Below are 24,882 nucleotides of genomic sequence, written 5' to 3'. Positions count from 1 at the left end.
GACCACGGCCGACGGCGACACTCCTCGCGCGGAGCCGGGACGGATCGCGCGACGAGTTCGCGAGGTCACTCTCAGGTACGCTCGGCCCCATGTCGGCACGGCGTCGTGCAGAACCCCGGGACTGGGACCAGGCCTCCCGGGCGGTGGCGCAGGCGTACTTCCCGCACGAGCTGACGCCGCTCGGCGGGGGCCGCGACCCCCGCCTCACGCTCACCACGCTCGATCTCGGTGCCGTGCTCGTCGGGCACGTGGGCTGGGGCGCCGACGTCCGGATCGCGTGCGACTACCCGGGCTCCTACGAGATCAACCTGCCGCTGACCGGGCACCTGGAGAGCCGCGGCCGGCACGGCCCGGTCGTCTCGCTGCCGGGGCAGGCCACGGTCTTCCGCGCCGACACGCCGTCGCTGATCAGCCACTGGGACGCCACCTGCACGGTCCTCGGCGTGAAGTTCGACCAGGCCTGGCTCGACCGGGAGGCCGAGCGGGTGCTGGGCGACGACCGGGTGACGGTCCGGGGCCTGCTGCCCGACCAGGTGAACCTGGCGGCCGGGCCGGGGCGGTCGTGGCGCCAGCTCGTCGGCAGCCTGGCCGCCCACCTGCGCGGCCCCGACCTCTTCGGCGGCTGCGGCCCGGTGAAGGAACAGCTGGCCGGGGCGATTGCCGCCGGCTTCCTCCTGGCGAGCTGCCCGGACGCCGGCGCGGGCGCGCCCGCGCGCCCGCGGATCGTCGGGCGCGTGATCGACCAGCTGCACGACGACCCGGGCCGGGCCTGGACCGCCGGGGACATGGCGGCGGTGGCCGGCACGAGCGTGCGGCGCCTGCAGGAGGGCTTCCGGGAGTGGGTCGGCTGCACGCCGACCGAGTACCTGACCGGGATCCGGCTCCAGCGCGCCCGCGCCGACCTGCTCGCCGACCCCGCGCTCACCACCAGCGAGGCGGCCGCCCGCTGGGGCTTCTCCAGCGCGAGCCGGTTCGCCGCCGCCTACCGCCGCCGCTACGGCCACCCGCCGTCGCAGGCCCGGGGCTAGAGCTCCCCGGTCTCCAGCAGGGTCTTGAGGTCCGCCAGCAGCCGCGGCCAGCCCTGCCCCACCATCTCGACGACCCGGCTGCCGGGCTCGAAGTCCGCGTGCACGACCGTCAGCCGGACGACGTCGCCTTCCGGGTCGATCTCGAAGGTCACCCGCGAGCGGCGCTCGGCGGCGATGCGGGCCCGGGTCTCCTCGTCGATCCCGGCGGCCGCGGCCCACTCCGGGGTGAAGGTGTGCCAGGTGTAGGCGAGCCGGCGCGGCGGGTCCGCCTCCAGCACCACCTGCTCCGGGTCGACGGTCTCGCGGCCGTTCTCCTCCCAGACCATCGGCGCCCCCTTGCGCCACTCCGTGCGGAACGCCACGCCCCAGTACCGCCGGGTGAAGGCGGGATCGGTGAGCGCCTCCCACAGGCGCTCCGGGGTGGTGCGGACGTAGGTCGTGTACGTGAACTCGGTGGGTGACACGGGTGCTCCCTCCAACGCCTCGCGGAGGTCGGCGACGGCCCGGACGCGCTCCCGGGCGTACCGGCCGATCCACCGGTCGGCGATCAGGTCGATGGGTGCGGCGTCGAGGTGGTGCAGCTTCTCCCGTCCCCGGCGCCGGGTCGTGACGAGACCCGCGGCCTCCAGCACCGCGAGGTGCTTGGTCACCGCCTGCCGGGTCATGTCGAGCCCCGCGCACAGCTCGCGCAGCGTCTGGCCGTTGCGCAGCCGCAGGCGGTCCAGGAGCGCCCGGCGGTGCGGATCGGCGAGCGCGCGGAACACCTCGTCCATCCCCACCTCCACGAGCAACCCTGAGGTTGCCCGTTATAGGCAACCAAGCAGTTGCCTGTCAAGAGCGGGAAGAGGGGGCGGGCGCACGGCCCGCCCCCTCGGTCCGCGAGGAGGGGTCAGCCCTTCTCGGCCAGCTCCTTCTCGTACTTCGCGGTCATGTGGTCGACGGCGGCGAGCTGGGTCGCGGCGTGCTCCTCCCGGGTGTCGAGCGCCCGCTTCTTCGCCGCGAGGGTGCTCTCGGCCTGCCCCTGGAAGTGCGGGAACACCTGCTGCGCGATGAGCTCGTAGGAGCGCCTCGTGGCCTCCGGGTTCGCCCAGTCGTGCCCCAGCAGCAGCATGCAGCCGAAACCGCCGTTGCTCTGGTCCCACAGCCGCTGGACCTGCGCGCGGGCGTCCTCGACCGTGCCGATCGCGCCGATGCCGGCCTCGTTGATGAAGTCGATCATGCCCTTGATGTCCGTCGAGTCGCCGACGTCCATCTGCGGGAAGGCCGCGACCTTCTGGAAGTAGTTGAACCAGGGCACGATGCCGAACTCGACGTCGCGGTACGCCTGCTCCTTGGTCTCCGCGATGTGCATCAGCCCGACGAGCCGCCAGCCCGAGCGGTCCGGCGTCGGCTGGCCGAAGTGCGCGGCCCGCTCCTCGACGACGCCCCAGTGGTGGGCCAGGGCGTCGAACCCGTCCTGGGTGAGCGTGGCGCCGATGGACAGCAGGCCGGTGCCGTAGCGGCCGGCGAGCCGGGGACCGGTGGGCGAGGCGACCGCGGCGACGGCGACGTCGAAGCGCGGGTCGGTGTACGGGCGCAGCTGCAGCTGGGCGTCGATCAGGTTGTGGGTCTTCGTCTGCTGCGTGACGGACTCGCCGGCGAGCAGCCGCATGATGATGTCGAGGTTGACGTCGAGCAGCTCGCGCGTGTCGGTCGGGTTCAGCCCGATCATCGCCGAGTCGGTGGGCAGCGAGCCGGGGCCGACGCCCAGCATCGTCCGGCCGCGGGTCAGGTGGTCGAGCATGACCATGCGGTCCGCCACCCACAGCGGGTTGTGGTAGGCGATCGAGGTCACGCCGGTGCCCAGCTTGATGTTTCGGGTGCGCTCGGCGGCGGCCGCGATGAAGATCTCGGGCGACGCGATGATCTCGCTGCCCGCGGAGTGGTGCTCGCCGATCCAGGCCTCGTCGTAGCCCAGCCGGTCCAGGTGCGTGACGAAGTCGAGGTCGCGCTGCAGGGCGAGCGTCGGGTTCTGTCCGGGCACGTGGAAGGGGGCGAGGAAGGTGCCGAACCGCAGTCGGGTCACGGGATGCTCCTGATCGTCGTCGATCCTCACTGCTCGCACCGCGCAGGGGGGCGCGGGGAGGGGCACCGTCGATCGTGCGGTGCATCACGGGTCGCACCGTGTCCGAGAATCGGACACCCCCGGGTCACCCCGACCCCGGCACTCCCCCGGGTGACGGCGCGCCGGCCTCGGCGGCGGAGGGTGACCGCGGAGTGACCGACACGATGGACACCCGTCCCAGACGGGTGTCTTGATCGTCCACTACTGTCGCCGCCCATGGGACATCGCGAGGACCTGCTGGACGGCGCCGCCGACTGCCTGTACGAGAAGGGCTTCGGCCGGACGACCGCCCGGGACGTCGTCGCCGTCTCCGGCACCAACCTCGCCTCGATCGGCTACCACTTCGGCNCGCGGTGCGCAGCACCGCGGCCTGGGAGGAGGCGCTCGACCGGGCGCTCGCCGGGGTCGACCCGACCTCCTCCCCGGAGGAGCGGGTCGCCCAGACGTGGACCGCCGTGGTGGACCTGTTCACCCGTGAGCGACGACTGTGGGTCACCTACGTGGAGTCCCTCGCCGAGTCCGCCCGCGCGCCCCGGCTGCACGACGCGCTCGTGGGCGCACAGCGCCGCACCCGCGAGGAGCTGGCGTCGATGTTCCACGCCCTGCCGGAGGACCCCGCCGAGGCCGACCACCGCACCCGCGTGCTCGGCGGCTTCTACCAGGCGCTGCTCACCGGGCTGATGGTGCAGTGGGTGGTCGACCCGGAGGACGCCCCGTCGGGTGCCGACGTCGCCGAGGCGATCGGAATGCTCGTCGGCTCCCCCGAGCTCGCCGCCCCTGAGCCGGCGAACATCTGAGCCGGGCGGGCACGGCGCCCGTCGGCGCCCGTCGGCGCCGGTCGGCGCCGGTCGAGGCGGTCAGCGGTCCGGCCGCCCGATCCCGAAGGCGTAGAGCACCCCGAGCGCCGCGAGCGGCGGCAGCCCGGTCCACAGGAACCACGGGTAGAGCAGCTCGCCGGTGGTGATCGAGACGATCCCCCACGCGACCAGGTTCACGACCGCGATCGTGGTGAAGATGATCGTGAGGACCCGCATCGCCGTGCCGCCGCCGGTGTCGGAGAAGACCCGCCGCCGGGCTCCCGCCTCGGGCAGCCGGGCCGGCGCCACCGGCAGGTCGCGGACCAGCCGGTCCAGGTCCCCGCGGGTCCTGGCCTCCCACACGTCCCGCGAGCGGGTGTCGTACTCGCCGAGGTCGAGCAGGCCCTCGCCCTGCGCCCACTGCAGGTGCCGCGCGGCCCGTGCGCGGTCGGCGTCGGAGACACGCATGTCCTCGGGGCGCACCGGCTCGCTCACGACTCCATGCTGCCCGTCCGGGCGGTGTGCGGGATCAGGGATCGCCCGGATGCGCGCCGCCGCCCGGCCGGCGCCGACGAGCCGTGCTCCGCGAGCGGCCGGCCGACACGCCCGAGGAGGAGGCCGGCGCACCTGCGCCGCGCTCGCCGCGATCGACCGCCTGCGGCCCACCGGGCTCATCGTGCAGGATCGGTGAGGTGAGTACGGCAGTCCCGGACCATCCCGCCGCCCCCGTCCCCGAGCGGCTCTTCGACGACGAGCGCGAGCAGCGCTGGCGCGCCCGCTTCACCGCGGTCCGCATGTCCCGGCCGGCCTGGGCGCTCGACGCGCCGGACCGCAGCGTGTACTCCTCGAACGCCAGCGGCACGACGCAGGTGCACACCTGGGACCGGGCGACGGGCCTGCACCGGCAGGTCACCGACCGGCCCGCCGGCACCCACTTCGCCACGCTCCCGCCGGACGGCGAGCACGTCTGGTGGTTCGCCGACACGGACGGTGACGAGTTCGGCCACTGGGTCGCCGAGCCCTTCGCCGGCCTGCCCGCGGGCGACCGGCCCGCGAACCCGCTGCCGGGGGTCGAGGACGGCTACCCCGCGGGCCTGGACATCGGCCGCGAGCTCGTCGTCGTCGGCACGTCGACGGACGCGGGCACCTCGATCTGGCTGCACCGGCGCGGCTCCGCCGAGCCCGCGACCCGGATCTACCACCACGCCGAGGACGCCGGTGTCGGCGGCCTCTCCGAGGACGAGACGCTGGTCGCGATCAGCCACTCCGAGCACGGCGACTCCCGGCACCCCGCCCTGCGGGTCGTGACCGTCGACGGCGGCCTCGTCGCCGAGAAGTCCGACGGCGCGGGCAAGGGCCTGAGCCCGATCACCTTCGCCCCGGTGCGCGGCGACCAGCGGCTGCTGGTGGGCCACGAGCGCCGCGGCCGCGAGGAGCTGCTGATCTGGGACGTCGCCGCGGACACCGAGACCGAGCTCGACCTGGGCCTGCCGGGCGAGGTCGACGCGGACTTCTACCCGGACGCCTCGGCACTGCTGGTCTGGCACACGCACGCCGCGCGCACCCGCCTGCACCGCTACGACCTGGCCACCGGCGCCCTCACCGAGCTGCCCACCGCGCCGGGCTGCGTCGGCTCGGCCGACGTCCGGCCCGACGGCACGGTGGAGTACTCCAGCTCGTCCGCCGCCACCCCGTCGGCCGTGCGGGCGCTGCACCCGGACGGCACGGACCGGCGCCTGCTCACCCCGCCCGGTGAGCCCGCACCGGGGTCCGTGCCGGTGGAGGACCTGTGGGTGGACGGGCCGGGCGGGAAGGTCCACGCGCTCGTCGCCCGTCCCGTGCCTTCTCCCACCCATCCCGAGGGCCCCTTCCCGGCGGTGTTCGCGCTGCACGGCGGCCCGCACGCCGCGGACGAGGACCGGTTCTCCGCCGCCCGCGCCGCCTGGGTGGACGCCGGGTTCGCCGTCGTCGAGGTCAACTACCGCGGCTCCACGGGCTACGGCTCGCTCTGGCGGGACGCGATCGAGGGCCGGCCGGGCCTCACCGAGCTGGAGGACGTGGCCGCGGTGCACGACGCCGTCGTCGCCGCCGGGCTGGCGGACCCCGCCCGCACGGTGGTCGAGGGCTGGTCGTGGGGCGGGTACCTGGCGCTGCTCGCCGCGGGCACGCAGCCCGAGCGGTGGGCCGCCGCGATCGGCGGGGTGCCGGTGGCGGACTACCTCGCCGCCTACGCCGACGAGATGGAGCAGCTGCGCGCCTTCGACCGGGCCCTCTTCGGCGGGGCGCCCGAGGAGGTGCCGGAGCGCTACCGGGAGGCGTCGCCGCTGACCTACGTCGGCGAGGTGCGTGCCCCGGTGCTGGTGCTGGCCGGGGAGAACGACCCGCGCTGCCCGATCCGGCAGATCGACAACTACCTCGACGCCCTGCGCGAGCGCGGCGACCTGCCCTACGAGGTGGCGCGCTTCGACGCCGGGCACGGCTCGCTCGTCGTCGCCGAGACGCTGCGGCACGTGGCCACGGAGATCGACTTCGCCCGACGGGCCCTGGAGAGGATCACGGTCGCGCGCACCTAGGCGTCACGTCCGTGTAGCGGTCCCGTAACGCGCCGCCGCCACGATGGGGGCGAATCGGCAAGGAGGCGGTCGCGGTGGCGCTCTGGCGCGTGCACGTGGAGCTGGAGGACCGACCCGGCCGGCTCGGTGAGCTGGCCACGGCGGTCGGCCGCTCCGGGTGCAACATCCTCTCGCTGCACGTGGTGGGGGAACCGGCCGACGACGGGTCGGTCACGGACGAGCTGCTGGTCGAGGTCCCGGACGGGATCGACCCGGCGAGCGTGGTGGCGGCACTGGAGCGGGCCGGGATCCCGTGCACGCTGCTCGTGCGGGCGGACGCGACCGAGCTCGCCGACACCGCCACCACCGCGCTCGCCCTGGCCCGGATGGTCGCGGCCGATCCGGGCAGTGCGCCGCAGGCCGTCGCCACGCTGCTGCGGGCGCGGATCGTGGAGTTCGGCGCGCCGGTCCGCGGCGGGCACGTGCACACGCTGCGGGTCGGTACCGCGCAGGTGCACCTGGGCCGCTCCTGGCCCTTCACCGCCACGGAGCTGTCCCGGGCCGCCGCGCTGCTCGAGCTCGCGGCGCAGCTCTCGCTCGTCGGGGCACCCGCGCGGGTGGTCGCCCACCAGGACCCGATCCTGCTGCTGGTCGACGGCTCGGAGGTCCGGGTGCGGACGGCCGCGCCGGCCGACGGCCCGCTGGTCGCGGCGCTGCACGCCCGCTGCTCGCCGGAGACGCGCAGCGCCCGGTTCCTCTCGGCGTCCCCGCGGCTGGACCCGGACGAGCTGGACACCCTCGTCGGGGCGCCGCACACGACGTTCGGCCGCGGGGCGCAGCGCACGGTCCTCGCCCTCACCACGGACGGCGGCAGCGCGGTCGGGATGGTCAACGTCGAGCGCACGGCCGCCGCCGCGGCCTCGTTCGCCGTGGTCGTCGAGGACGCCTGGCAGGAGCGCGGGCTGGGCACGGCACTGGTCCGCCGCGCCGCCGAGGTGGCCGTGGAGCAGGGCAGCGAGGAGCTCGTGGCGACCACGCCCACGCGGAACATGCGGGTGGTCACGCTGCTGCGCCGGGCCGGTCTGCGTCCCACCGCGGAGCTCACCGGCGGGATGCTGCACGTCCGGGCCGCGCTCAGCCCGGTCGTCACCCGCGTCGGCTGAGGCCCGTGAGCGGCGTGCGATCATCGCCGCCCACGACCGCGTCAGAGCAGGTCGAGGACCTTCTCCGGCGGACGTCCCACCACGGCCCGGTCGCCGACGACGACGATCGGCCGCTCGATCAGGATCGGGTGGGCGGCGAGGGCGTCGAGCAGGGTGTCCCGGTCCGCGTCGGCGAGGCCGAGCTCCTTGTACAGCTTCTCGCCCGTCCGCACGATCGTCCGCGGGTCGTCCGTGCCGAGCTGCGCGAGCACGCGCTCCAGCGCGGCCCGGTCCGGCGCGTCGTCGAGGTACCGCACGACGGCCGGGTCCACGCCGCGCTCGGCGAGCAGCGCCAGCGCACCGCGGCTCTTCGAGCAGCGCGGGTTGTGCCAGATCGAGACGGCCTCCTGGGGCCCGGCGTCGGTCATGCGCCGAGCCTAGATTGACCGGCATGACGCCTCCCACCACCGGCGTGCTGGTCTTCGACGGCCGCTGCGGCTTCTGCACCCGCACGGTCGGCTGGCTGCGCCTGCTCGACCGGGACGCGCGGATCACCACGCTCCCCTACCAGCAGGCGGGCGCCCCGGAACGGGCGGGCGCGACGACCGCGGCGTGCGCCGAGAGGGTCCACTTCGCCGCCGGCGGGCGCACGGTCACGGGCGCCGCGGCCGTCAACGCCGCGGTGGCGGTCGCGCTGCGCACCGACCTGCCCGAGCGGCTCTACTCCCGCACCGCGCCGGTGCAGGACCGGGTGTACGCCTGGATCGCCAGGCACCGCGGGCGGTTCCCGGGCATCACGCCCTGGTGCGAGCGGTACCCGGAGGCGTGCTCGGATCCGAGCCGCAGTAGGGAACCATGACGCGCGAAAACCTGCACCGTTTTCGCGTTATGGAACCATGATGCGCCGAAACAGGCTCGAACTCGACACTGTGGAACCACAATGCGAGCGAGCGACTGGCATCCTGAAGCCACGCTGAGTGAGCGACCCGGCGGCGGCCGGTGCTCGGGCAGACTGGGGCGCGATGAGCGAGATCCCGTCCCCGCACCGCTCCGGCGGGTCGCGGTGAGCGCGCCCCCGGGGCCCTTCCCGCCCGCCGTCCCCACGGCCCGTCCCGGCTCCGGTCCGCCGCCCCCGCGCACCCCCGAGCCCGGCGACAGCGGGCGTCGCCCGCGGCCCCGGCGCGGGCCGGGCGCGCGGATCCTCGGCGCGGTCCTGCTCGCGCTCGGCGCCTCGGTCTTCACCGTGCCGGACCTGTGGTTCGGGCTCGACCGGTGGAGCCCGTTCACCCAGATCGTCGCGTTCCGGGCGATCCTGCTGGTGGTCGTGACCGTCGTCGCGCTCGCGCTGGTGCTCGTCACCTTCGGGATGCGCCGCGCCTGGCCCTTCCCGCTGGCCATGCTGGTCGTGGTCGCCGTGACGGCGTCGACCATGGTGCCGCGGCTCGCCGCCGACCCGCTCCCGACGGCAGGCACCCCGGTGACGGTGCTCTCCTTCAACGTCTACACGGGCGACGCCGACGTCCGCGCCCTCGCCGACGTGATCCGTCGGGAGCGGCCGGACCTCGTCGCGCTGCCCGAGGCCGGGGAGCGCTACCGGCAGAAGCTCGCGCCGCTGGTCGAGGACCTCGGGTACCGCACCGAGGCGTCCGTCGACCGCCGCTCGCAGGACGTCAACGGCGTGGTCGCGGCGGTGTCGCCGCGGTTCGGCGACGTGACCTTCGACATCGGGAAGATCACCCCGGACTCGCCGTTCCCGTACGTGCAGGTGTCCGGCGGCGAGATGGGCGGGCTGACCTTCGTCGCCTTCCACTCGGTCGCGCCCACCGCGGGCTCGGTCCCCCAGTGGCGGCAGGACCTCGACGGCGTGGCGCAGTGGTGCTCGGCGGCCTCGCCCGCGATCGTCGCCGGCGACTTCAACGCCACGCTCGACCACTCGGTGCTGCGGGAGGCCACCGCGAACTGCGGCGACGCGGCCTCGCAGCGCGGCTCGGCCCTCACGGCGACCTGGCCCACGTCGCTGCCGCGCTGGCTGGGCACGGAGATCGACCACGTGTTCGCCAACCAGGGCGCGACGGCCGACTCGTTCGAGGTGCTGGACCTGCCCGGCAGCGACCACCGGGCGATCCTGACCACCCTGCGGCTGCCCTGAGCGGGTCCCGTACGGCCGGGCGCGGCGATGGTGACGCCCGGCCCCGGGGTCACACCGGCTCGAGGTCGAAGGTCCCCAGGTCGAGGACGAAGCCCCTGATCTCCATGTCCGGCACCGTGAACGGGCTGTCCGTCAGGCGCGCCACGCCCTGCCGCACGCTCTCGGCCGGGTCGGCGAAGGAGCCGGGCGCCCACTCGGGGGCGGCGCCACACTCCTCCCGCAGCTTCGCCACGAACTCCGGGTCGGTGAACGTGGCCATGCCGCAGCCCTTGTGCTGCACCACGTAGACGGTCCGGGTGCCCAGCTCGCGCTGGCTGATCGTCACCGACCGCACCACGTCGTCCGTGACGATCCCGCCGGCGTTGCGCAGCACGTGCGCCTCCCCCGGCCGGATACCGAACAGCGCGACCGGGTCGATGCGCGCGTCCATGCAGGTCACGATCAGGGTGTGCAGCGAGGGCGGGGCGGGCAGACCCTGGGCGGCCTCGGCGCAGGCGGCGGCGCCCCCGTCGGCGTGGCGGGCGAGAAGCTCGTCGTTGCTCACGACACCCATGATCCGGGACGAGCCGGGGACGGGCGAGGCGTGGCGCCGCATCTCACGTCCCCGGATGTGCCTTCGCGGATGCACGAACGGCACTCCCGTGCGGGAGGTCCGCACAGGAGTGCCGTTCGTGCCGGGAAAGGCGCCGGATCAGACCTGGTCGGCGATGGTCTCCGCGATCTCGTAGGTGTTCAGCGCGGCGCCCTTGCGCAGGTTGTCGCCGCAGACGAACAGCTCGAGGGTGTTCGGGAAGTCCAGCGCCTGCCGGACCCGGCCGACGTGCGTCGGGTCCTGCCCGACGACGGCGGCGGGCGTGGGCCACACGCCGGCGGCCGGGTCGTCCTCGAGCACGATCGTGGGCTGCGCGGACAGCACCTTATGCGCCGCCTCGACCGTGACCTCGCGGGAGAAGGTGGCGTGCACGGCGAGCGCGTGCGTGGTGACCACGGGGACGCGCACGCAGGTCGCCGACACCCGCAGGTCCGGGATGCCCAGGATCTTGCGGGACTCGTTGCGGACCTTGAGCTCCTCGGAGGACCAGCCGTCGTCCTTGAGCGAACCGGCCCACGGCACCACGTTGAGTGCGAGCGGGGCCGGGAAGGGCGAGTCGCCGCCGAGGCCGGCCACGGCCTCCGCCACGTCGCCCGCCCTCTTGCCGACGTCCTTGCCCGCCACCGCGGACAGCTCTGCCTGCAGCCGGTCGATCCCGGGCTGCCCGGCGCCCGACGCGGCCTGGTACGAGGCCACGACCAGCGCCTCGAGCCCGAACTCGCGGTGCAGCGCGCCCATCGCGGCCATCATCGACAGGGTGGTGCAGTTGGGGTTCGCGACGATCCCCTTGGGCCGGTGCGCGGCGGCCTCGGCGTTGACCTCGGGCACCACCAGCGGCACCTCGGGGTCCATCCGGAAGGCGCCGGAGTTGTCGACGGCCACGGCGCCGCGGGAGGCGGCGATCGGGGCCCACTCCGCGGAGACCTCGTCCGGCACGTCGAACAGGGCGATGTCGACCCCGTCGAACACCTCGGGGGCGAGGGCCTGCACGGTGACCGCCTGCCCGCGGACCTGCAGCACCTTGCCGGCGGAGCGCGGGGAGGCGACCAGCCGGATCTCGCTCCACGGCACGGACTCGCGCGCGTCGATGATCTCGATCATGGTGGTGCCGACGGCACCGGTGGCGCCGACGATCGCGAGGACCGGGCCCGCGGCGTTCTCGGCAGCGTTGTCGGCCATGTCAGCGCCCCGTCCCGGCCGCGACGACGGCCTCTTCCTCGGAGTCGAGCTCGAACGCGGCGTGCAGCGCGCGGACGGCGCCGTCGAGCTGGTCGGACCTGCAGATCACCGAGATCCGGATCTCCGAGGTGTTCATGGTCTCGATGTTGATCCCGGCGTCGGACAGCGCCTCGCAGAACTTGGCCGTGACGCCCGGGTGGTTGCGCATCCCGGCGCCGACCAGCGAGACCTTGCCGACCTCGTTGTCGTAGACGAGCTCGGCGTAGCCGATCTGCTCCTTCGACTTCTCCAGCGCCGCGACGGCGGCGGGGCCGTCCGCCCGGGGCAGGGTGAAGGTGATGTCGGTCTTCTTGTCCGAGGCGTTGGAGATGTTCTGCAGCACCATGTCGATGTTGATCTCGGCATCGGCCACGACACGGAAGATCCGGGCGGCCATGCCGGGGGTGTCCGGCACGCCGGTCACGGTGATCTTGCCCTCGGACCGGTCGTGCGCGACCCCGGTGATGATGGGGTTCTCCAACGGAATCTCCTCGATCGAGCCGGCGACGAGCGTGCCGGGCTTCTCGTTGTACGAGCTGCGGACGCGCAGCGGGACGTTGTAGCGGCGGGCGTACTCGACGGCCCGCAGGTGCAGCACCTTCGCGCCGCACGCGGCCAGCTCGAGCATCTCCTCGTACGTCACGGTCTCGAGGTGGCGCGCCCGCGGCGCGATCCGCGGGTCGGCGGAGAAGATGCCGTCGACGTCCGTGTAGATCTCGCAGACGTCCGCGTCGAGCGCCGCGGCGAGCGCGACCGCGGTGGTGTCCGAGCCGCCGCGGCCGAGCGTCGTGATGTCCTTCGAGTCCTCGTTCATGCCCTGGAACCCGGCGACGAGCACGATCTGCCCCTCGGCCAGCGCGCTGCGCAGCCGGTGCGGGTTGACCTCGACGATCCGCGCGTCGCCGTGCTTGTTCGTGGTGAGCATGCCGGCCTGCGAGCCGGTGAACGAGCGGGCCTCGGCACCCAGCGAGTGGATCGCCATCGCGACGAGCGCGTTGGAGATGCGCTCGCCCGCGGTGAGCAGCATGTCCATCTCGCGCGGTGGCGGGGCTCCGGTGGAGACCTGCTCCGCGAGGTCCGTCAGCTCGTCCGTCGTGTCGCCCATGGCGGACACGACGACGACGACGTCGTGACCCTCCTTGCGGGTCCGGACGATGCGCTCGGCGACCTTCTTGATCCGCTCCGCGCTCTCGACCGACGATCCGCCGTACTTCTGCACGACGAGGGCCACTCCGACCTCCTGTCCGGCACCGGTCCGGTGCCTCGGTCCTCCGCCTCGGGGCGTGTTCGCACCGCTCTCCGGGCGCTGGTCGGAAGCCGAGGATACCGGCTGCGACGTGCAGGGCTCAGGTGTTCGACCGGTGTTTGACCGATACCACAGAGGCCCACGCCACGTTTGGCCCCGGGACCCGGGGGCAGAGCGCGGGCCCGTGCGGGAAACCACACCGTCGCATGCCGATGGGCAGGGGTCCGACGTGGCGGGGGATCCGGCAGGAGATCATGCACCGGTGAGCGCGACGGGCGGCGACGGGGGCGCGGAGGTGGCCGGGGGCCGGCCCGGGCCGCTGTCCGCCGAGCACCCGACCGAGCCGCTCGGGAGGGTGCACGCGCGCCGGCGCGCCCTCCCCGGGGTCACCCCCCGGGCGGTTTCCTGGGCGCCCTCCTGGGCAGCGGTGGGTCGTGCCCTGCTCCCGGCCGCGGTGTTCGTCGGCGTCCGCGCGGTCGGGATCGTGGTGCTCGCCATGGTCGCGACCCGGCAGGGCACCCGGCTCGGCGAGGAGCTCGGCTCGTGGGACGGGCAGTGGTTCCTCGGCCTGGCCCAGGGCGGCTACGACGGCGTGCCCGCCGGGCTGACCGACGCCTACGGCCACCGCAGCGGCGAGACCCCGCTCGCCTTCTTCCCCGGCTACCCGGCCACGGTCGCGGTCGTCCGCTTCCTCACCGGGCTGCCGCTGCTGCCGGCGGCGCTCACGGCCACGACGCTCGCCGGGATCGCGGCCGCCCACGGCGTCGCCCGGCTCGGCGAGCTGGTGCCCGGCGGGTCCCGGCGGGTGGGCCTGGTCCTGGTGGTGCTGCTCGCGAGCACCCCGATGGGCGTCGTGTTCTCGATGGCGTACTCGGAGGCGCTGTTCTGCGCGGCGGCCGTCTGGTCGCTGGTGTTCCTGCTGCGCCGGCAGTGGATCGCCGCGGGGCTCGCGGCGGCCGCGGCCTGGCTCGTCCGGCCGACGGCGGCGGCGCTGGTCGCGGCGGTCGGGCTGGCCGCGCTCGCCGCCGTCGACGCCCGGCGGGACGGGCTGCGCCCGTGGCTCGCCGCCCCGCTCGCGGCGGCCGGCCTCCTGGGCTACCTCGGCTACGTCGCCACCCGCACCGGCTCGCTCACCGGCTGGTTCGCCCTGCAGCAGCGCGGCTGGGACTCCCGGTTCGACGGCGGGCGGGCGACCGCCGCGTTCGCCGCCGAGGCGCTGGCCGACGCCCGCTCGGTCATGGAGGTCGCCACCGTCGGGATCCTGCTCGGGGCGATCGCGCTGCTCGCGGTGTCGGTGGCGCAGGCCGTGCGGGGCCGGCTGCCGTGGCCGTTGGTCGCCTACTCGGCCGTGGTGCTGCTGATGGACGTGGGCAGCAACGGCCTGATGGGTTCCAAGGCGCGGCTGCTGGTGCCCGCGTTCACCCTGCTGCTGCCGGTCGCCGTGGGCCTGGCGAGGCGCACCCCGGGCACCCGCGTGACCGTGCTGGTCGCCGCGGTGCTGGTCTCGGCCTGGTTCGGGGCCTACGCGCTGGCCGACTGGCCCTACGCGATCTGACCGCCCGGGCGGCGCTCAGCCGATCCGGCGGATCAGCCGCGTGACGACGGCGGTGATGATCCCCCAGATGATCGCCGCGGTGCCGTAGTTCAGGGTGACCGCGAGCTTCGGCTCCGCGGGCAGGAACAGGTTCCCGAGCCCGAGGTTGAAGTACTCCGCCAGGTCGGCGACGAAGATCGTGAAGCCGTTCTCGGGGTTCGCGTCGAGCAGGGTCAGCACGATGTGGACCACCAGGACCGCCACGATCAGCATCCCGACGATCCGGACCAGGGAGGCCAGCAGCCCTGCTCCGCGACGCACGGTCGTTCCCACCGCCATTGTGTTCCCTCCACGGCACGAGTTGCGCGCATCCTCTCAGAACGGGGGCCGTTCGGGCCGGTCGGCGCGCTCCCCCTATCGGGTGGCCCGAGGTCACGGGATGTGGCCGCCGTCATCGTGAGGGGGGCGGGGTTGCCGTGTCCCCAGGGTCGGGGGTTACAGTCGACGCATGGCGCGCCTGCTCCTTCGCCGCCGCGGCGGGGTCTGACCGACCGGCCCCTCGTCGCGGGTCTCTGGCGTGCCGCCGGTCGACACTCCCGGTAGCACCCCCAGAAGGAGCATGATCCCCGTGTCCATGTCGCCCGACGCCTACACCGCCTCCTCGGCCAGCAGGATCCGCACGCCCTCCGTACCGGCGCCCGCGGACCAGCCCGTGTGGAACCCCCAGAAGGGCTCCCATATGCCGATCGGGCGGTACAAGCCGTTCCACGAGCTGGTGGAGCCGGTCTCGCTGCCCGATCGCACGTGGCCCGACAAGCGGATCACGAAGGCCCCGCTCTGGTGCGCCGTCGACCTGCGGGACGGCAACCAGGCCCTGATCGACCCGATGAGCCCCGCGCGCAAGCGCCGCATGTTCGACCTGCTGGTCCGCATGGGCTACAAGGAGATCGAGGTCGGCTTCCCGGCCGCGAGCCAGACCGACTTCGACTTCGTCCGCGAGATCATCGAGCAGGACGCGATCCCGGAGGACGTCCGGATCCAGGTCCTGACCCAGGCCCGCCCCGAGCTGATCGAGCGCACCTTCCAGGCCTGCGAGGGCGCGCCGCGCGCCGTCGTGCACCTGTACAACTCCACCTCGGTGCTGCAGCGCCGCGTGGTGTTCCGCTCGGACCGCGCCGGGATCACCAAGATCGCCACGGACGGCGCCGAGCTGGTCCAGCAGTTCGGCGAGAAGTACCCCGACACCGACTGGCGCTTCCAGTACTCGCCGGAGTCCTACACGGGCACCGAGCTGGAGTACGCCGTCGAGGTGTGCAACGCCGTCAGCGAGATCTGGCGGCCCACGCCGGAGAACCCGATGATCGTCAACCTGCCGGCGACCGTCGAGATGGCCACGCCGAACGTCTACGCGGACAGCATCGAGTGGATGCACCGCAACCTGGCCCGCCGCGAGGGCATCATCCTGTCGCTGCACCCGCACAACGACCGGGGCACCGGCGTCGCGGCCGCCGAGCTGGGCTACCAGGCCGGGGCGGACCGCATCGAGGGCTGCCTGTTCGGCAACGGGGAGCGCACCGGCAACGTCGACCTGGTCACCCTGGGCATGAACCTGTTCACCCAGGGCATCGACCCGCAGGTCGACTTCTCCGACATCGACGAGGTCCGCCGGACCGTCGAGTACTGCAACCAGCTGCCCGTGCACGAGCGGCACCCCTGGGGCGGCGACCTGGTCTACACGGCCTTCTCCGGCAGCCACCAGGACGCGATCAACAAGGGCTTCGACGCCATGAAGGCGGAGGCCGCCGAGGCCGGGCACCCGGTGGACGAGCACCCGTGGGAGGTGCCGTACCTGCCGGTCGACCCGAAGGACATCGGCCGCACCTACGAGGCCGTGATCCGGGTGAACTCGCAGTCCGGCAAGGGCGGCGTCGCCTACATCATGAAGACCGAGCACCAGCTGGACATGCCGCGCCGGCTGCAGATGGAGTTCTCGAAGGTGGTCCAGGAGGTCACCGACTCCGAGGGCGGCGAGGTCTCGCCCAAGGAGATGCGGGACGTCTTCGAGACCGAGTACCTGACCCGCGAGACCCCGCTCAAGCTGATCCGGCACCGGCTGACCAGCGACGGCGAGGGCCGCGACGAGATCGTCGCGACCGTGCGCGTCGAGAACGACCTGCACGAGATCACCGGCAGCGGCAACGGACCGCTCGCCGCGTTCGTCGACGCGCTGGCCGGCATCGGGTTCGACGTCCGGGTCCTCGACTACCACGAGCACGCGATGGGCGGCGGCGACGACGCCCGCGCGGCCGCCTACGTCGAGTGCGCCATCGAGGACACCGTGCTCTGGGGCGTCGGGATCGACTCGTCGATCGTCGCCGCCTCCTTCAAGGCGCTGGTCTCGGCGATCAACCGCGCCCTCCGCTGAGCCCGGCGCGGGGGGCCCGTTCGGGCGCCCCGCCGGGCTGCGGACCGCCTCCGTGGCGTTCCCCGTGGACGCCCTCCCCGCCCTGCCGCGTGACCCCGCGGCCGGGCGGTGCGACGGCGGCGTGGGCGGCGACGATCTCGCCGTCCACGCCGCGGCCCGAGGGACCGGGGCGTCACCCGCCCGTCCCGGGCCTCCGTCCTCCCGCACCCCGACCGGACGTTCCTGTGTGTCAGCGGCCGAGGATCTCCGTCACCGAACCCGCGTGCTCCGGGGTGCCGACGGCCGCGCCGGCGGCCTCGTCGACCATGTCCGCGTCGACGTGGTGCGGGTGGATCCGGCCGTCGCGGATCTGCTCGGCCCAGTGGCAGGCCACCCGGTGACCCGGCGCCGCGCCCTCGAGCTGCCGCAGCTCGGGCCGCTCGGTGTCGCACCGCTCCGCCTGCTTCCACGGGCAGCGGGTGTGGAACCGGCAGCCGCTCGGCGGCGCCGCGGGCGAGGGCAGGTCACCGGCCAGCAGGATCCGCTCCCGCCGGTCCTCGGCCTCCGGGTCCGGCAGTGGCACCGCGGACAGCAGCGCCCGGGTGTAGGGGTGCTGCGGGTCGGCGTAGAGGTCCGTCGACGGTGCCTCCTCCACGATCCCGCCCAGGTACATCACGCCCACCCGGTCGCTGACGTGCCGGACCACCGCCAGGTCGTGGGCGATGACCAGGTAGGTCAGGCCGAGCTCGTGCTGCAGCCGGGACAGCAGGTTGAGCACCTGGGCCTGCACGGACACGTCGAGCGCGGACACCGGCTCGTCGGCCACGACCAGGTCCGGCTCCACGCACAGCGCCCGCGCGATCCCGATCCGCTGCCGCTGCCCGCCGGAGAACTCGTGCGGATAGCGGCGCAACGCCCCCTTCGGCAGCCCGACGGCGTCGACCAGCTCCCGCAGCCGCCTCCGGTCGGCCTCCGGGCCCTGCGACAGCCCGTGCGCCTTCATGCCCTCGGTGAGCAGCGACTCCACGGACTGCCGCGGGTCCAGGCTCGACATCGGGTCCTGGAACACCATCTGGAACCGGCGCCGGCGCCGCCGCAGCTCCTCGCCCTTCAGCTCGGCGATGTCCTCGCCGTCGAACCGGACCTGGCCGCGGGTGGGCTCGGTGAGCCTGAGGATCGCGCGGCCCAGCGTCGACTTGCCGCACCCCGACTCGCCGACGAGCCCGTACGTCTCGCCGCGGCGCACCGTGAGCGAGACGCCGTCGACGGCGTACACGTGCCCCACCGTCCGGCCGCGGAACACGCCCTGGGTGATCGGGAAGTGGACGGCGAGGTCCTCGACCTCCAGCAGGGCCGGGGCCGTCCCGTCCGCCTGCTCGCTCATGCCGCTCCCTCCGCGTCGGGGACGGGGTTGTGGCAGCGCAGGAGCCGGGTCCCGGCCTCCTCCGCCGCCGGGGTCACCCGGGCACACACGTCGAGGGCCCGCGGGCAGCGCGGCGTGAAGGCGCAGGCCCCGCCGTCCGGCGACGCCCAGGGCAGGTTGTCGTTGACCGAGCCGCGGATGGCGGCCAGGTCCTCCCCCGGTGCCCCGTCGAGCCGCGGGATCGAGCCGAGCAGCCCGTGCGTGTACGGGTGCCGCGGCTGCCGGAACAGCTCGTGCCGGTCGGCCCGCTCCACGATCCGGCCCGCGTAGAGCACGTTGACCCGGTCGCACAGCCCGGCGACGACGCCGAGGTCGTGCGTGATCATCACCAGGGCCGTCCCCGTCTCCGCGACCAGCTGCTCGAGCAGGTCGAGGATCTGGGCCTGGATGGTGACGTCGAGGGCGGTCGTCGGCTCGTCGGCGATCAGCAGGCGGGGCGTGCAGGCCAGTGCGATCGCGATCAGCGCGCGCTGCCGCATCCCGCCGGACATCTGGTGCGGGTAGGAGTCGAGCCGCCGCGTCGGGTCGGGGATGCCGACCCGGTCCAGCAGCTCGGCGGCCTCCCGGCGCGCGGCGTCCTTCTTCATCCCACGATGCCGGGTGAGCACCTCGGTGACCTGCAGGCCCACCGGGATCACCGGGTTCAGCGAGGACAGCGGGTCCTGGAAGATCATCGACAGGTCGCGGCCGCGGCGCTCGCGCATCGCGGAGTCCGACAGGGCCAGCAGGTCCTCGCCGTCCATCCGGATCGAGCCGGTGACCCGGTTGCCGCGCTCGGGCAGCAGCCGCATCACCGCCAGCGAGGTCACCGACTTGCCGCAGCCGGACTCGCCGACCAGCCCGACGATCTCGCCGGGCTCGACGTCGAAGCTCACCCCGTCCACGGCGACCGTGTCCGGCTCGCCGCGGCGGGTGAACGCGACCCTGAGGTCCTCGACCTCGAGCAGGGCGCTGCTCATCAGCGCCTCCCCTTCGGGTCGAGCGCCTCGCGCAGGGCCTCGCCGAGCAGCGTGAACCCGAGCGCGACCAGGATGATCGCGATCGCGGGCCAGAACGCCAGCGCGGGCCGGACGTCGAGGTAGGTCTGGGCGTTGGCGAGCATGAGCCCCCATTCGGCGCGGGCCGGGTCGCCGTCGCCCAGCCCGAGGAAGGACAGCGCGGCCGCGTCGAGGATCGACGTCGCCAGGGTCAGCGTGGCCTGCACGATCACCGGGCCCAGGGCGTTGGGCAGCATGTGCCGCAGCACGATCGAGCGGCGCCGCACCCCCAGCGAGGTGGCCGCGAGGACGTGGTCGCTCTCCCGCTGCGCGAGCATCGAGCCGCGCAGCAGGCGGGCGAACACGGGCACGCTGACCAGCGCGACCGCGATGATCACCGTCGTCTGGCTGGGTTTGGCGGCCAGGGCGGCGATCGAGATCGCGAGCAGCAGCGACGGGATGGACAGCAGCACGTCCGTGACCCGCATGAGCACGGTGTCGGCCCAGCCCCCGAGGGCCCCGGCGAGTGCGCCGATCAGCACGCCGAACACGAGGCCGATCAGCGTCGCGAACACGCCGACCAGCAGCGTCTGCCGGGAGGCCAGGATCATCCGGGAGAAGAAGTCCCGGCCGTTCTGGTCGGAGCCCAGCGGGAAGCCGGGCTGGGCGCCGGGGATCGAGTCCGGCCGCAGCGTGCGCTGCAGCTCGGGGAAGGCGGTCGCGGCGTCGTGCGGCGCGATCCACGGCGCGAGGATCGAGACCAGCACGAACAGCCCGACGATCACGGCCCCGACGATCGCGACGGGGTTGCGCCGCAGCCGGAGGAAGGCATCCGCGGTGAGGCTGCGTCCGCTCGCCTCGGCGAGCTCGTCGACGCGGCGCCGGCGGCGTTCCAGGAGGGACGTCATCGCACCCTCACCCTCGGGTCGATGATCGCGTACGACAGGTCGACCAGCAGGTTCACGATCACGTAGACCAGCGCGCCGAGCAGCACCACGGCCTGCAGCCGCGGGTAGTCGCGGCGTTCGATCGCCTGGGCGAGCAGGGTGCCCAGCCCGCCCCACACGAAGACCTTCTCGGTGAGCACCGCGCCCGCCAGCAGCAGGCCGGTCTGCAGGCCGATCGTCGTCGAGACCGGGAGCAGGGCGTTGCGGAGCACGTGCCGCTCGCGGACCGTGCGCGGGGCGAGGCCCTTCGAGTTGGCCGTGCGCACGAAGTCCGAGCCCATGACGTCGAGCACGGAGGCCCGGGTGATCCGCACGATCACCGCGAGCGGGATCGTGGCCAGGGCGACCGCGGGCAGCACCAGGTGCACCAGCGCGTCCCAGCTGGCGTCGAACTCGCGGGTGAGCAGCCCGTCGAGCACGGCGAAGCCGGTGACGTGCGTGGCGTCGATGTCCACGGCCTGCCGCCCGGAGGGCGGGAACCAGCCGAGGTCCACGGCGAAGACCTGCTTGAGCAGGTAGCCGAGGAAGAACACGGGGACCGCGACGCCGACGAGCGTCGCGATCACGGTGGTGGTGTCGAGCGGGCGGCCGCGGTAGCGGGCGGCGATATAGCCGAGCGGGATGCCCAGCACCACGGCGAGCAGCAGCGCGGCGATCGAGAGCTCGACGGTCGCGGGGAGGGCGCGGGCGATCTCGGTGGTGACCGGCTCGCCGGTGATGAGGGAGTTGCCGAAGTCGCCGGTCACGGCGCGGCCGAGGAAGCGGAAGTACTGCACCGGGACGGGCTGGTCGAGCCCGAGCACGGTGTTGAGCTGGGCGATCTTCTCCGGGGTCGCCTTGTCGCCGAGCAGCGCGGCCGCCGGTCCGCCGGGCAGCGAGCGCAGCCAGGCGAACAGCAGGAGGGACAGCAGCAGGAGCGTCGGGACGACCTGGATCGACCGCCGCACGATGAAGCGCAGCATGGTGGCCTTTCACCCCGCCACCCTGAGCGCGTCATGGTTCCACAACGCGCTCAGGGCGGCCGGTTGGGCGCATTGTGGAACCATGATGTGGTCGGGACGATGAATTCGACCCATTATGGTTCCAGAATGCGAGTCGGTCTGATCAGCTCTGCGTCTTGCTGACGGTGTTGAAGCGCTCGTCCGTCAGCGGGCTGGGCACCAGGCCCTGGATCGCGCCGGAGACGACGATCGCGGGCGGGCTGCTGCTGATCGGCACGGCCGGCAGGTACTTCGCCATCAGGTCGCGGTTGGCCTGCTGGTACGCCGCGGCGTGCTTGGCGGGGTCCGGCTCGGCGTCGGCCGCGTTGATCTGCGCGTACATGGCCGGGTCCTCCGGGCCGAACTCCGGCTTCTCCCGGCCGAAGAAGGTGCCGATGAAGTTGCCGGCGTCGTTGTAGTCCCCGGTCCAGCCGAGCAGGTGCAGGTCCTGCTTGCCGGCGGTCTGGACGTCGTCCTTGAAGCCGCCGTTCCACGGCCGCGGCACGGCGTTGACCGTGATCCCGACCTGCCGGAGGTTCTCCGCGATCAGCTGGAAGAGGTCGGTCGGGTTCGGCATGTAGGGCCGGCTGACCTCGGTCGGGTAGTAGAAGTTCAGCGTCAGGTTCGACGCCCCGGCCTGGGCCAGCAGGTCCTTCGCCTTCTGCGGGTCGAACGGGTACTGCTGGACGTCGTCGGCGTACCCGGCGACGGTCTTGGGCATGAACTGCGTGGCGACCTCGGCGCCCTCGGGGAGCTTGGTCTGCACCAGCGCCTGCCGGTCGATGGCGTAGGCCAGCGCCTGGCGCACCCGGATGTCCTTGAGCGCAGGGTTGTTCTTGGTGTTGATGCCCATGTAGAGCACGTTGAACGGCTGCCGGATCAGCACCTGCTGGCCGGCCTGCTTGAGGGCGTTGTAGTCGGCCGGCGACGGGTAGTCGTAGCCGTCGATCGTGCCGGCGGTCAGCTCCTGCTTGCGGGCGTTCTCGTCCGGAATGATCTTGAACACGAGCTTGTCCAGCTTCGCCTTCTCACCCCAGTAGTCGTCGTTGCGGACCAGGGTGATCGTGTTCGCGGTGCGGTCGTAGCTCTCGAACCTGAACGCGCCGGTGCCGGTCGGGTGGTCCGTGGCGTAGGCGGGGTAGGAGAACGAGTCGCCGCTCTGGGTGACGTCGTCCGCGTCGTACTGCTTCAGCGCGGCCGGGCTGGAGATCGACAGCGAGGTCAGGCCGAAGGCGGCGGGGAAGGCGCCCTTGTACTTGCTCAGGGAGATGGTGGCCTTGTCGCCGTTCGCCTGGCAGGACTGGTAGATCCCGCCGGAGTTCTTGAAGCCCTCGAAGACGTCCGCGTAGTAGATCATGTTGCTCTGCGCGGCCTCGCTGGACGTGTTGGCCCAGCGGTCGAAGTTCGTGCAGACGGCGGCGGCGTCGAGCGGGGTCCCGTCGTGGAACTTCACGCCCTGGCGGATCGTGAAGGTCCACTGCTTGCCGTCCGGCGACGACTCCCACGCGGTCGCCAGGCCCGGCGCGAGCTCCGTGGTGCCCGGCTTGTACGTGATCAGCGTGTCGTACATCTGACGGACCGGGCGGAAGCTCTCGCCGTCGTCGTTGAAGATCGGGTCGAAGTTCTTCGGTGCGCCGGCCGCGCCGAAGACCATCGTCCCGCCGGTCGCGCCGGCCTGTGTGGCGCCACCTCGTTCGGAGGTCGCGCACGCGGCGAGCGAGACGGCGAGCGCGCCAGCGGCGATGGTGGCGAGCAGACGTCGTGTGGTGGGCATTCTCAGGGCACCTCGAGGTCGTCGGGGTTCGAGCGATGCCCGGAGACGCTAGTCAAGGCGTTTACCCGTCGGTAGCCCGCAACGTCACAGTTGGGGCACAGCTACCTCAACACAACCTCAAATGCGTGAGGCGGACGTAACACGCTCACGCTCCGTCGGCCGACCTCCGCCGACCGGGTGGGGCGTTCCGCTGTGAACGGTCCTCTCAGGACGGGTCGAACTCGCCCGCCTTCACGCCCGCCACGAACGCCGCCCACTCCTCGCGGGTGAACACGAGCGGCTCGCCCTCGCGGGACTTGCTGTCCCGCAGCAGGAACTCGCCCGACGCCGACCGTCCGATCTCGACACAGTCGCCGAGACTGCAGAAACTGCTGGTCCTGAACTCGGTCAACGCCCGCCCCTTCATCCCGTGTGGCGGCGAAGATAGCGGAGCACGAGGTCGCGGGAGGCCGCAGGGTCGGCGGCACGCGCGGACACGTCGGCGTGAATCTCCTTGTAGAGCTTCACGTCGGCCGGCGAGTCCAGGTAGGAGTCTCCCGCGGCACCCTCGATGTAGACGACGTCGGCCAGCCGGTCCCGCAGCTCGAGCACGGTGAAGGGCCCGGCGAGGGCGCGGTGCAGGCCGGCCTCGAACGGGAGCACGCGGAGGTCGACGTTGTCCCGCTCACCCAGCTCGACGAGGACCCGGAGCTGGCGCTCCATGACCTCGCGGTCCCCGACCTGCCGGTTCAGCAGCGCCTCGTCCAGGACCGCGGCGAGCCGCAACGGCTCCTCCTCGCGCAGCAGGGCGCGCTGCCGCTGCATCCTGATCTCCACGAGCCGCTCGATCTCCGCCGTGCCGTGGTGCGGCAGCATCTCGGTCATCAGCAGCGTGGCGTACTCCCGCGTCTGCAGCAGCCCGTGCAGGAAGGTCGTGGTGAACGGCCGCACCACCACCGCCTCGGTCTCGAGGGCCGGGTAGCGCCCGGGCGAGTCGAGCACGAAGCGCTCCGGGGGCACGCCCTCGACGTACGGCTCCCACCATCCCTGCGTGCGCCCTTCGCGGACCAGCCGGCGCAGCATGTCCTGCTCGGCGTCGGAGGCCACGCCGTAGATCCGGATCAGCTCGTTGACGTCGGGCAGCTTGGGGATGCCCTTGCCCGTCTCGAGCCGGCTGATCTTCGACGTCGAGCACGTCATGCGCTCGGCGACCTCGTCGAGCGTCATGTCCGCGTTGAGCCGCAGCCGGCGCAGCTCGGCGCCGAGCCGCCGCCGCGGTCCCGCCGGTCCCTGAGCTGGTGCCATCTCCCCCACCGTCCCGGTTCACCGTGCGGAGCCGACCGGATGCTCCGAGCAGGTGATTCGCCCGCGGCGCCCTCCGTGCAATTGCACAGTGGGCTGTCCTGCGGCAATCTAAGCACAGCTGGACCCGGAGTGGTTCGCGTCACCTCCACTCGGGGTCCCCGTGGGAAGGAGGGCGCCCGTGCTCGCCACCACCGGCTCGCGCCCCGCCCCTCGCGCCCGCCGCCGCCGTCCCCGCGCGGGCGTCCCCGCTCCCGGGGAACCCACGACTCCCGGCGCCCGCCGGGGAGGAACCCGAGTGGAAGGTGCAGTTCCGATGATCTCTGTCCGAGCCGTTCGCACGCGTGCCGGATCCCCGTCCCGCAAGGTCGCCCGCCGTCGGTCCGGGCGGTGGTCACCGTGATCGGCCCCCTTGCCGTCGTCCTGGTCGGGTTGGGTGTCCTGGCCGTCCTCGGCGTGGTCGTCGGCGTCCTCGACGCCGCTCGGTCCCGCGCATGGCGGAGGATCGCCGCCGAACGCCGTCGCAACTGGGAGAACCGCCAGGCAACCCTCGGGGGCCGGCCGTCCGACTCCTGGGGCGACGACGACGAGTGAGAACCACTCGGTCCCCACGTCCGGGGCCCTCGGACGAGGGGGGATCCGCCGATCGGTTCTCGGCTGCGCAGTGCCGGGGGGTTCCTGCGCACACCGGCTCCACCGCACCGCGGACAGGGCCGTTGCCCCCAACTCGACAG

24 protein-coding genes and 1 pseudogene are annotated in these 24,882 nt (G+C 73.3%); 10 read left to right on the top strand and 15 right to left on the bottom strand.

All coding sequences use genetic code 11. The annotated features are described in order from the left end of the window. Positions 1 to 89: 89 nt before the first annotated feature. Positions 90 to 1,028, top strand: coding sequence for an AraC family transcriptional regulator (locus ACFQH9_RS26030; protein ID WP_379569949.1), 939 nt, complete (start codon positions 90 to 92; stop codon positions 1,026 to 1,028). Here ACFQH9_RS26030 and ACFQH9_RS26025 read toward each other — a convergent pair. Together ACFQH9_RS26025 and ACFQH9_RS26020 are read right to left on the bottom strand one after the other, a co-directional pair. Continuing rightward, on the bottom strand, positions 1,025 to 1,801 hold the full coding sequence (locus ACFQH9_RS26025) for an ArsR/SmtB family transcription factor (RefSeq protein WP_379569947.1): 777 nt from the start codon (positions 1,799 to 1,801) through the stop codon (positions 1,025 to 1,027). The genes ACFQH9_RS26030 and ACFQH9_RS26025 overlap by 4 nt on opposite strands. Before the next feature lie 116 nt (positions 1,802 to 1,917). After that, positions 1,918 to 3,093 (bottom strand): LLM class flavin-dependent oxidoreductase, encoded by a 1,176-nt coding sequence (locus ACFQH9_RS26020; protein ID WP_379569945.1) that lies wholly within the window; start codon positions 3,091 to 3,093, stop codon positions 1,918 to 1,920. A 255-nt stretch (positions 3,094 to 3,348) separates the two neighbouring features. On the opposite strand from ACFQH9_RS26020, the pseudogene ACFQH9_RS26015 reads away from it, so the two are divergent. After that, a pseudogene (locus ACFQH9_RS26015) lies at positions 3,349 to 3,426 on the top strand (TetR family transcriptional regulator); the annotation flags it as partial. Between the two features lie 59 nt (positions 3,427 to 3,485). Then, entirely contained in the window at positions 3,486 to 3,929 is a 444-nt protein-coding gene (locus tag ACFQH9_RS26010; protein WP_379569943.1) for a TetR family transcriptional regulator C-terminal domain-containing protein, read from the top strand. A gap of 60 nt (positions 3,930 to 3,989) precedes the next feature. Here ACFQH9_RS26010 and ACFQH9_RS26005 read toward each other — a convergent pair whose 3' ends face one another. After that, complete coding sequence (locus tag ACFQH9_RS26005; protein WP_379569941.1) at positions 3,990 to 4,424, bottom strand: DUF1707 SHOCT-like domain-containing protein; 435 nt, start codon at positions 4,422 to 4,424, stop codon at positions 3,990 to 3,992. 197 nt (positions 4,425 to 4,621) lie between these two features. Here ACFQH9_RS26005 and ACFQH9_RS26000 point away from each other — a divergent pair, with 197 nt between their 5' ends. Both ACFQH9_RS26000 and ACFQH9_RS25995 read left to right on the top strand, forming a co-directional pair. Next, positions 4,622 to 6,502, top strand: a complete 1,881-nt coding sequence (locus ACFQH9_RS26000) for a S9 family peptidase (RefSeq protein ID WP_379569939.1) — start codon at positions 4,622 to 4,624, stop codon at positions 6,500 to 6,502. A 74-nt stretch (positions 6,503 to 6,576) separates the two neighbouring features. Further along, a complete protein-coding gene (locus ACFQH9_RS25995; RefSeq protein ID WP_379569937.1) occupies positions 6,577 to 7,644 on the top strand; it encodes a GNAT family N-acetyltransferase in 1,068 nt (355 codons plus the stop codon). A 41-nt stretch (positions 7,645 to 7,685) separates the two neighbouring features. Here the strand turns inward: ACFQH9_RS25995 and arsC are convergent, their stop codons facing one another. After that, complete coding sequence (arsC, locus tag ACFQH9_RS25990) at positions 7,686 to 8,051, bottom strand: arsenate reductase (glutaredoxin) (protein ID WP_379569935.1); 366 nt, start codon at positions 8,049 to 8,051, stop codon at positions 7,686 to 7,688. A gap of 23 nt (positions 8,052 to 8,074) precedes the next feature. Here arsC and ACFQH9_RS25985 point away from each other — a divergent pair, with 23 nt between their 5' ends. Beyond that, on the top strand, positions 8,075 to 8,482 hold the full coding sequence (locus ACFQH9_RS25985) for a thiol-disulfide oxidoreductase DCC family protein (protein WP_379569933.1): 408 nt from the start codon (positions 8,075 to 8,077) through the stop codon (positions 8,480 to 8,482). Positions 8,483 to 8,686: 204 nt separating this feature from the next. Then, positions 8,687 to 9,772: an endonuclease/exonuclease/phosphatase family protein gene (locus ACFQH9_RS25980; protein ID WP_379569931.1), complete on the top strand. Its 1,086-nt coding sequence runs from the start codon at positions 8,687 to 8,689 to the stop codon at positions 9,770 to 9,772. Positions 9,773 to 9,821: 49 nt separating this feature from the next. Here ACFQH9_RS25980 and ACFQH9_RS25975 read toward each other — a convergent pair whose 3' ends face one another. From ACFQH9_RS25975 to ACFQH9_RS25965, 3 genes are all read right to left on the bottom strand, one after another. Then, positions 9,822 to 10,316 (bottom strand): beta-class carbonic anhydrase, encoded by a 495-nt coding sequence (locus ACFQH9_RS25975; RefSeq protein WP_379569929.1) that lies wholly within the window; start codon positions 10,314 to 10,316, stop codon positions 9,822 to 9,824. Between the two features lie 147 nt (positions 10,317 to 10,463). Then, entirely contained in the window at positions 10,464 to 11,543 is a 1,080-nt protein-coding gene (locus tag ACFQH9_RS25970) for an aspartate-semialdehyde dehydrogenase (RefSeq protein ID WP_379569927.1), read from the bottom strand. A gap of 1 nt (position 11,544) precedes the next feature. After that, positions 11,545 to 12,813, bottom strand: a complete 1,269-nt coding sequence (locus tag ACFQH9_RS25965) for an aspartate kinase (RefSeq protein ID WP_379569925.1) — start codon at positions 12,811 to 12,813, stop codon at positions 11,545 to 11,547. 277 nt (positions 12,814 to 13,090) lie between these two features. On the opposite strand from ACFQH9_RS25965, the gene ACFQH9_RS25960 reads away from it, so the two are divergent. Continuing rightward, positions 13,091 to 14,383 carry a hypothetical protein gene (locus tag ACFQH9_RS25960; protein ID WP_379569923.1) on the top strand — a complete coding sequence of 431 codons (1,293 nt, stop codon included), beginning with the start codon at positions 13,091 to 13,093 and terminating at the stop codon, positions 14,381 to 14,383. A 15-nt stretch (positions 14,384 to 14,398) separates the two neighbouring features. Here ACFQH9_RS25960 and ACFQH9_RS25955 read toward each other — a convergent pair whose 3' ends face one another. Then, positions 14,399 to 14,701: a hypothetical protein gene (locus ACFQH9_RS25955; RefSeq protein ID WP_379569921.1), complete on the bottom strand. Its 303-nt coding sequence runs from the start codon at positions 14,699 to 14,701 to the stop codon at positions 14,399 to 14,401. Between the two features lie 280 nt (positions 14,702 to 14,981). On the opposite strand from ACFQH9_RS25955, the gene leuA reads away from it, so the two are divergent. Beyond that, the gene (leuA, locus tag ACFQH9_RS25950) at positions 14,982 to 16,787 is read left to right on the top strand and encodes a 2-isopropylmalate synthase (RefSeq protein ID WP_379569919.1); all 1,806 of its coding nucleotides are present in this window, start codon (positions 14,982 to 14,984) and stop codon (positions 16,785 to 16,787) included. A gap of 229 nt (positions 16,788 to 17,016) precedes the next feature. Here the strand turns inward: leuA and ACFQH9_RS25945 are convergent, their stop codons facing one another. The 7 genes from ACFQH9_RS25945 to ACFQH9_RS25915 all read right to left on the bottom strand — a co-directional run bounded on the left by ACFQH9_RS25945 (position 17,017) and on the right by ACFQH9_RS25915 (position 24,151). Then, on the bottom strand, positions 17,017 to 18,150 hold the full coding sequence (locus tag ACFQH9_RS25945; RefSeq protein ID WP_379569917.1) for an ABC transporter ATP-binding protein: 1,134 nt from the start codon (positions 18,148 to 18,150) through the stop codon (positions 17,017 to 17,019). Beyond that, a complete protein-coding gene (locus ACFQH9_RS25940) occupies positions 18,147 to 19,148 on the bottom strand; it encodes an ABC transporter ATP-binding protein (RefSeq protein WP_379569915.1) in 1,002 nt (333 codons plus the stop codon). Before ACFQH9_RS25940 ends, ACFQH9_RS25945 begins: the two co-directional genes overlap by 4 nt. After that, positions 19,148 to 20,074 (bottom strand): ABC transporter permease, encoded by a 927-nt coding sequence (locus ACFQH9_RS25935; RefSeq protein WP_379569913.1) that lies wholly within the window; start codon positions 20,072 to 20,074, stop codon positions 19,148 to 19,150. The genes ACFQH9_RS25940 and ACFQH9_RS25935 overlap by 1 nt, the downstream gene beginning before the upstream one ends. Further along, positions 20,071 to 21,075 carry an ABC transporter permease gene (locus tag ACFQH9_RS25930; protein WP_379569911.1) on the bottom strand — a complete coding sequence of 335 codons (1,005 nt, stop codon included), beginning with the start codon at positions 21,073 to 21,075 and terminating at the stop codon, positions 20,071 to 20,073. The genes ACFQH9_RS25935 and ACFQH9_RS25930 overlap by 4 nt, the downstream gene beginning before the upstream one ends. 142 nt (positions 21,076 to 21,217) lie before the next feature. After that, complete coding sequence (locus tag ACFQH9_RS25925) at positions 21,218 to 22,867, bottom strand: ABC transporter substrate-binding protein (RefSeq protein WP_379569909.1); 1,650 nt, start codon at positions 22,865 to 22,867, stop codon at positions 21,218 to 21,220. A gap of 205 nt (positions 22,868 to 23,072) precedes the next feature. Beyond that, positions 23,073 to 23,258 carry a DUF397 domain-containing protein gene (locus ACFQH9_RS25920; RefSeq protein ID WP_379569907.1) on the bottom strand — a complete coding sequence of 62 codons (186 nt, stop codon included), beginning with the start codon at positions 23,256 to 23,258 and terminating at the stop codon, positions 23,073 to 23,075. 11 nt (positions 23,259 to 23,269) lie between these two features. Next, on the bottom strand, positions 23,270 to 24,151 hold the full coding sequence (locus ACFQH9_RS25915; protein ID WP_379569905.1) for a helix-turn-helix domain-containing protein: 882 nt from the start codon (positions 24,149 to 24,151) through the stop codon (positions 23,270 to 23,272). Positions 24,152 to 24,547: 396 nt separating this feature from the next. On the opposite strand from ACFQH9_RS25915, the gene ACFQH9_RS25910 reads away from it, so the two are divergent. Continuing rightward, entirely contained in the window at positions 24,548 to 24,742 is a 195-nt protein-coding gene (locus tag ACFQH9_RS25910) for a hypothetical protein (protein ID WP_379569903.1), read from the top strand. Positions 24,743 to 24,882 lie beyond the last annotated feature (140 nt).

The organism is Pseudonocardia lutea (genome assembly GCF_042658055.1).
GTDB classification, from domain to species: Bacteria; Actinomycetota; Actinomycetes; order Mycobacteriales; family Pseudonocardiaceae; genus Pseudonocardia; species Pseudonocardia lutea.
The sequence above is the reverse complement of the archived record's forward strand: the minus strand, read 5'-3'. Positions and strand labels throughout refer to the sequence as shown.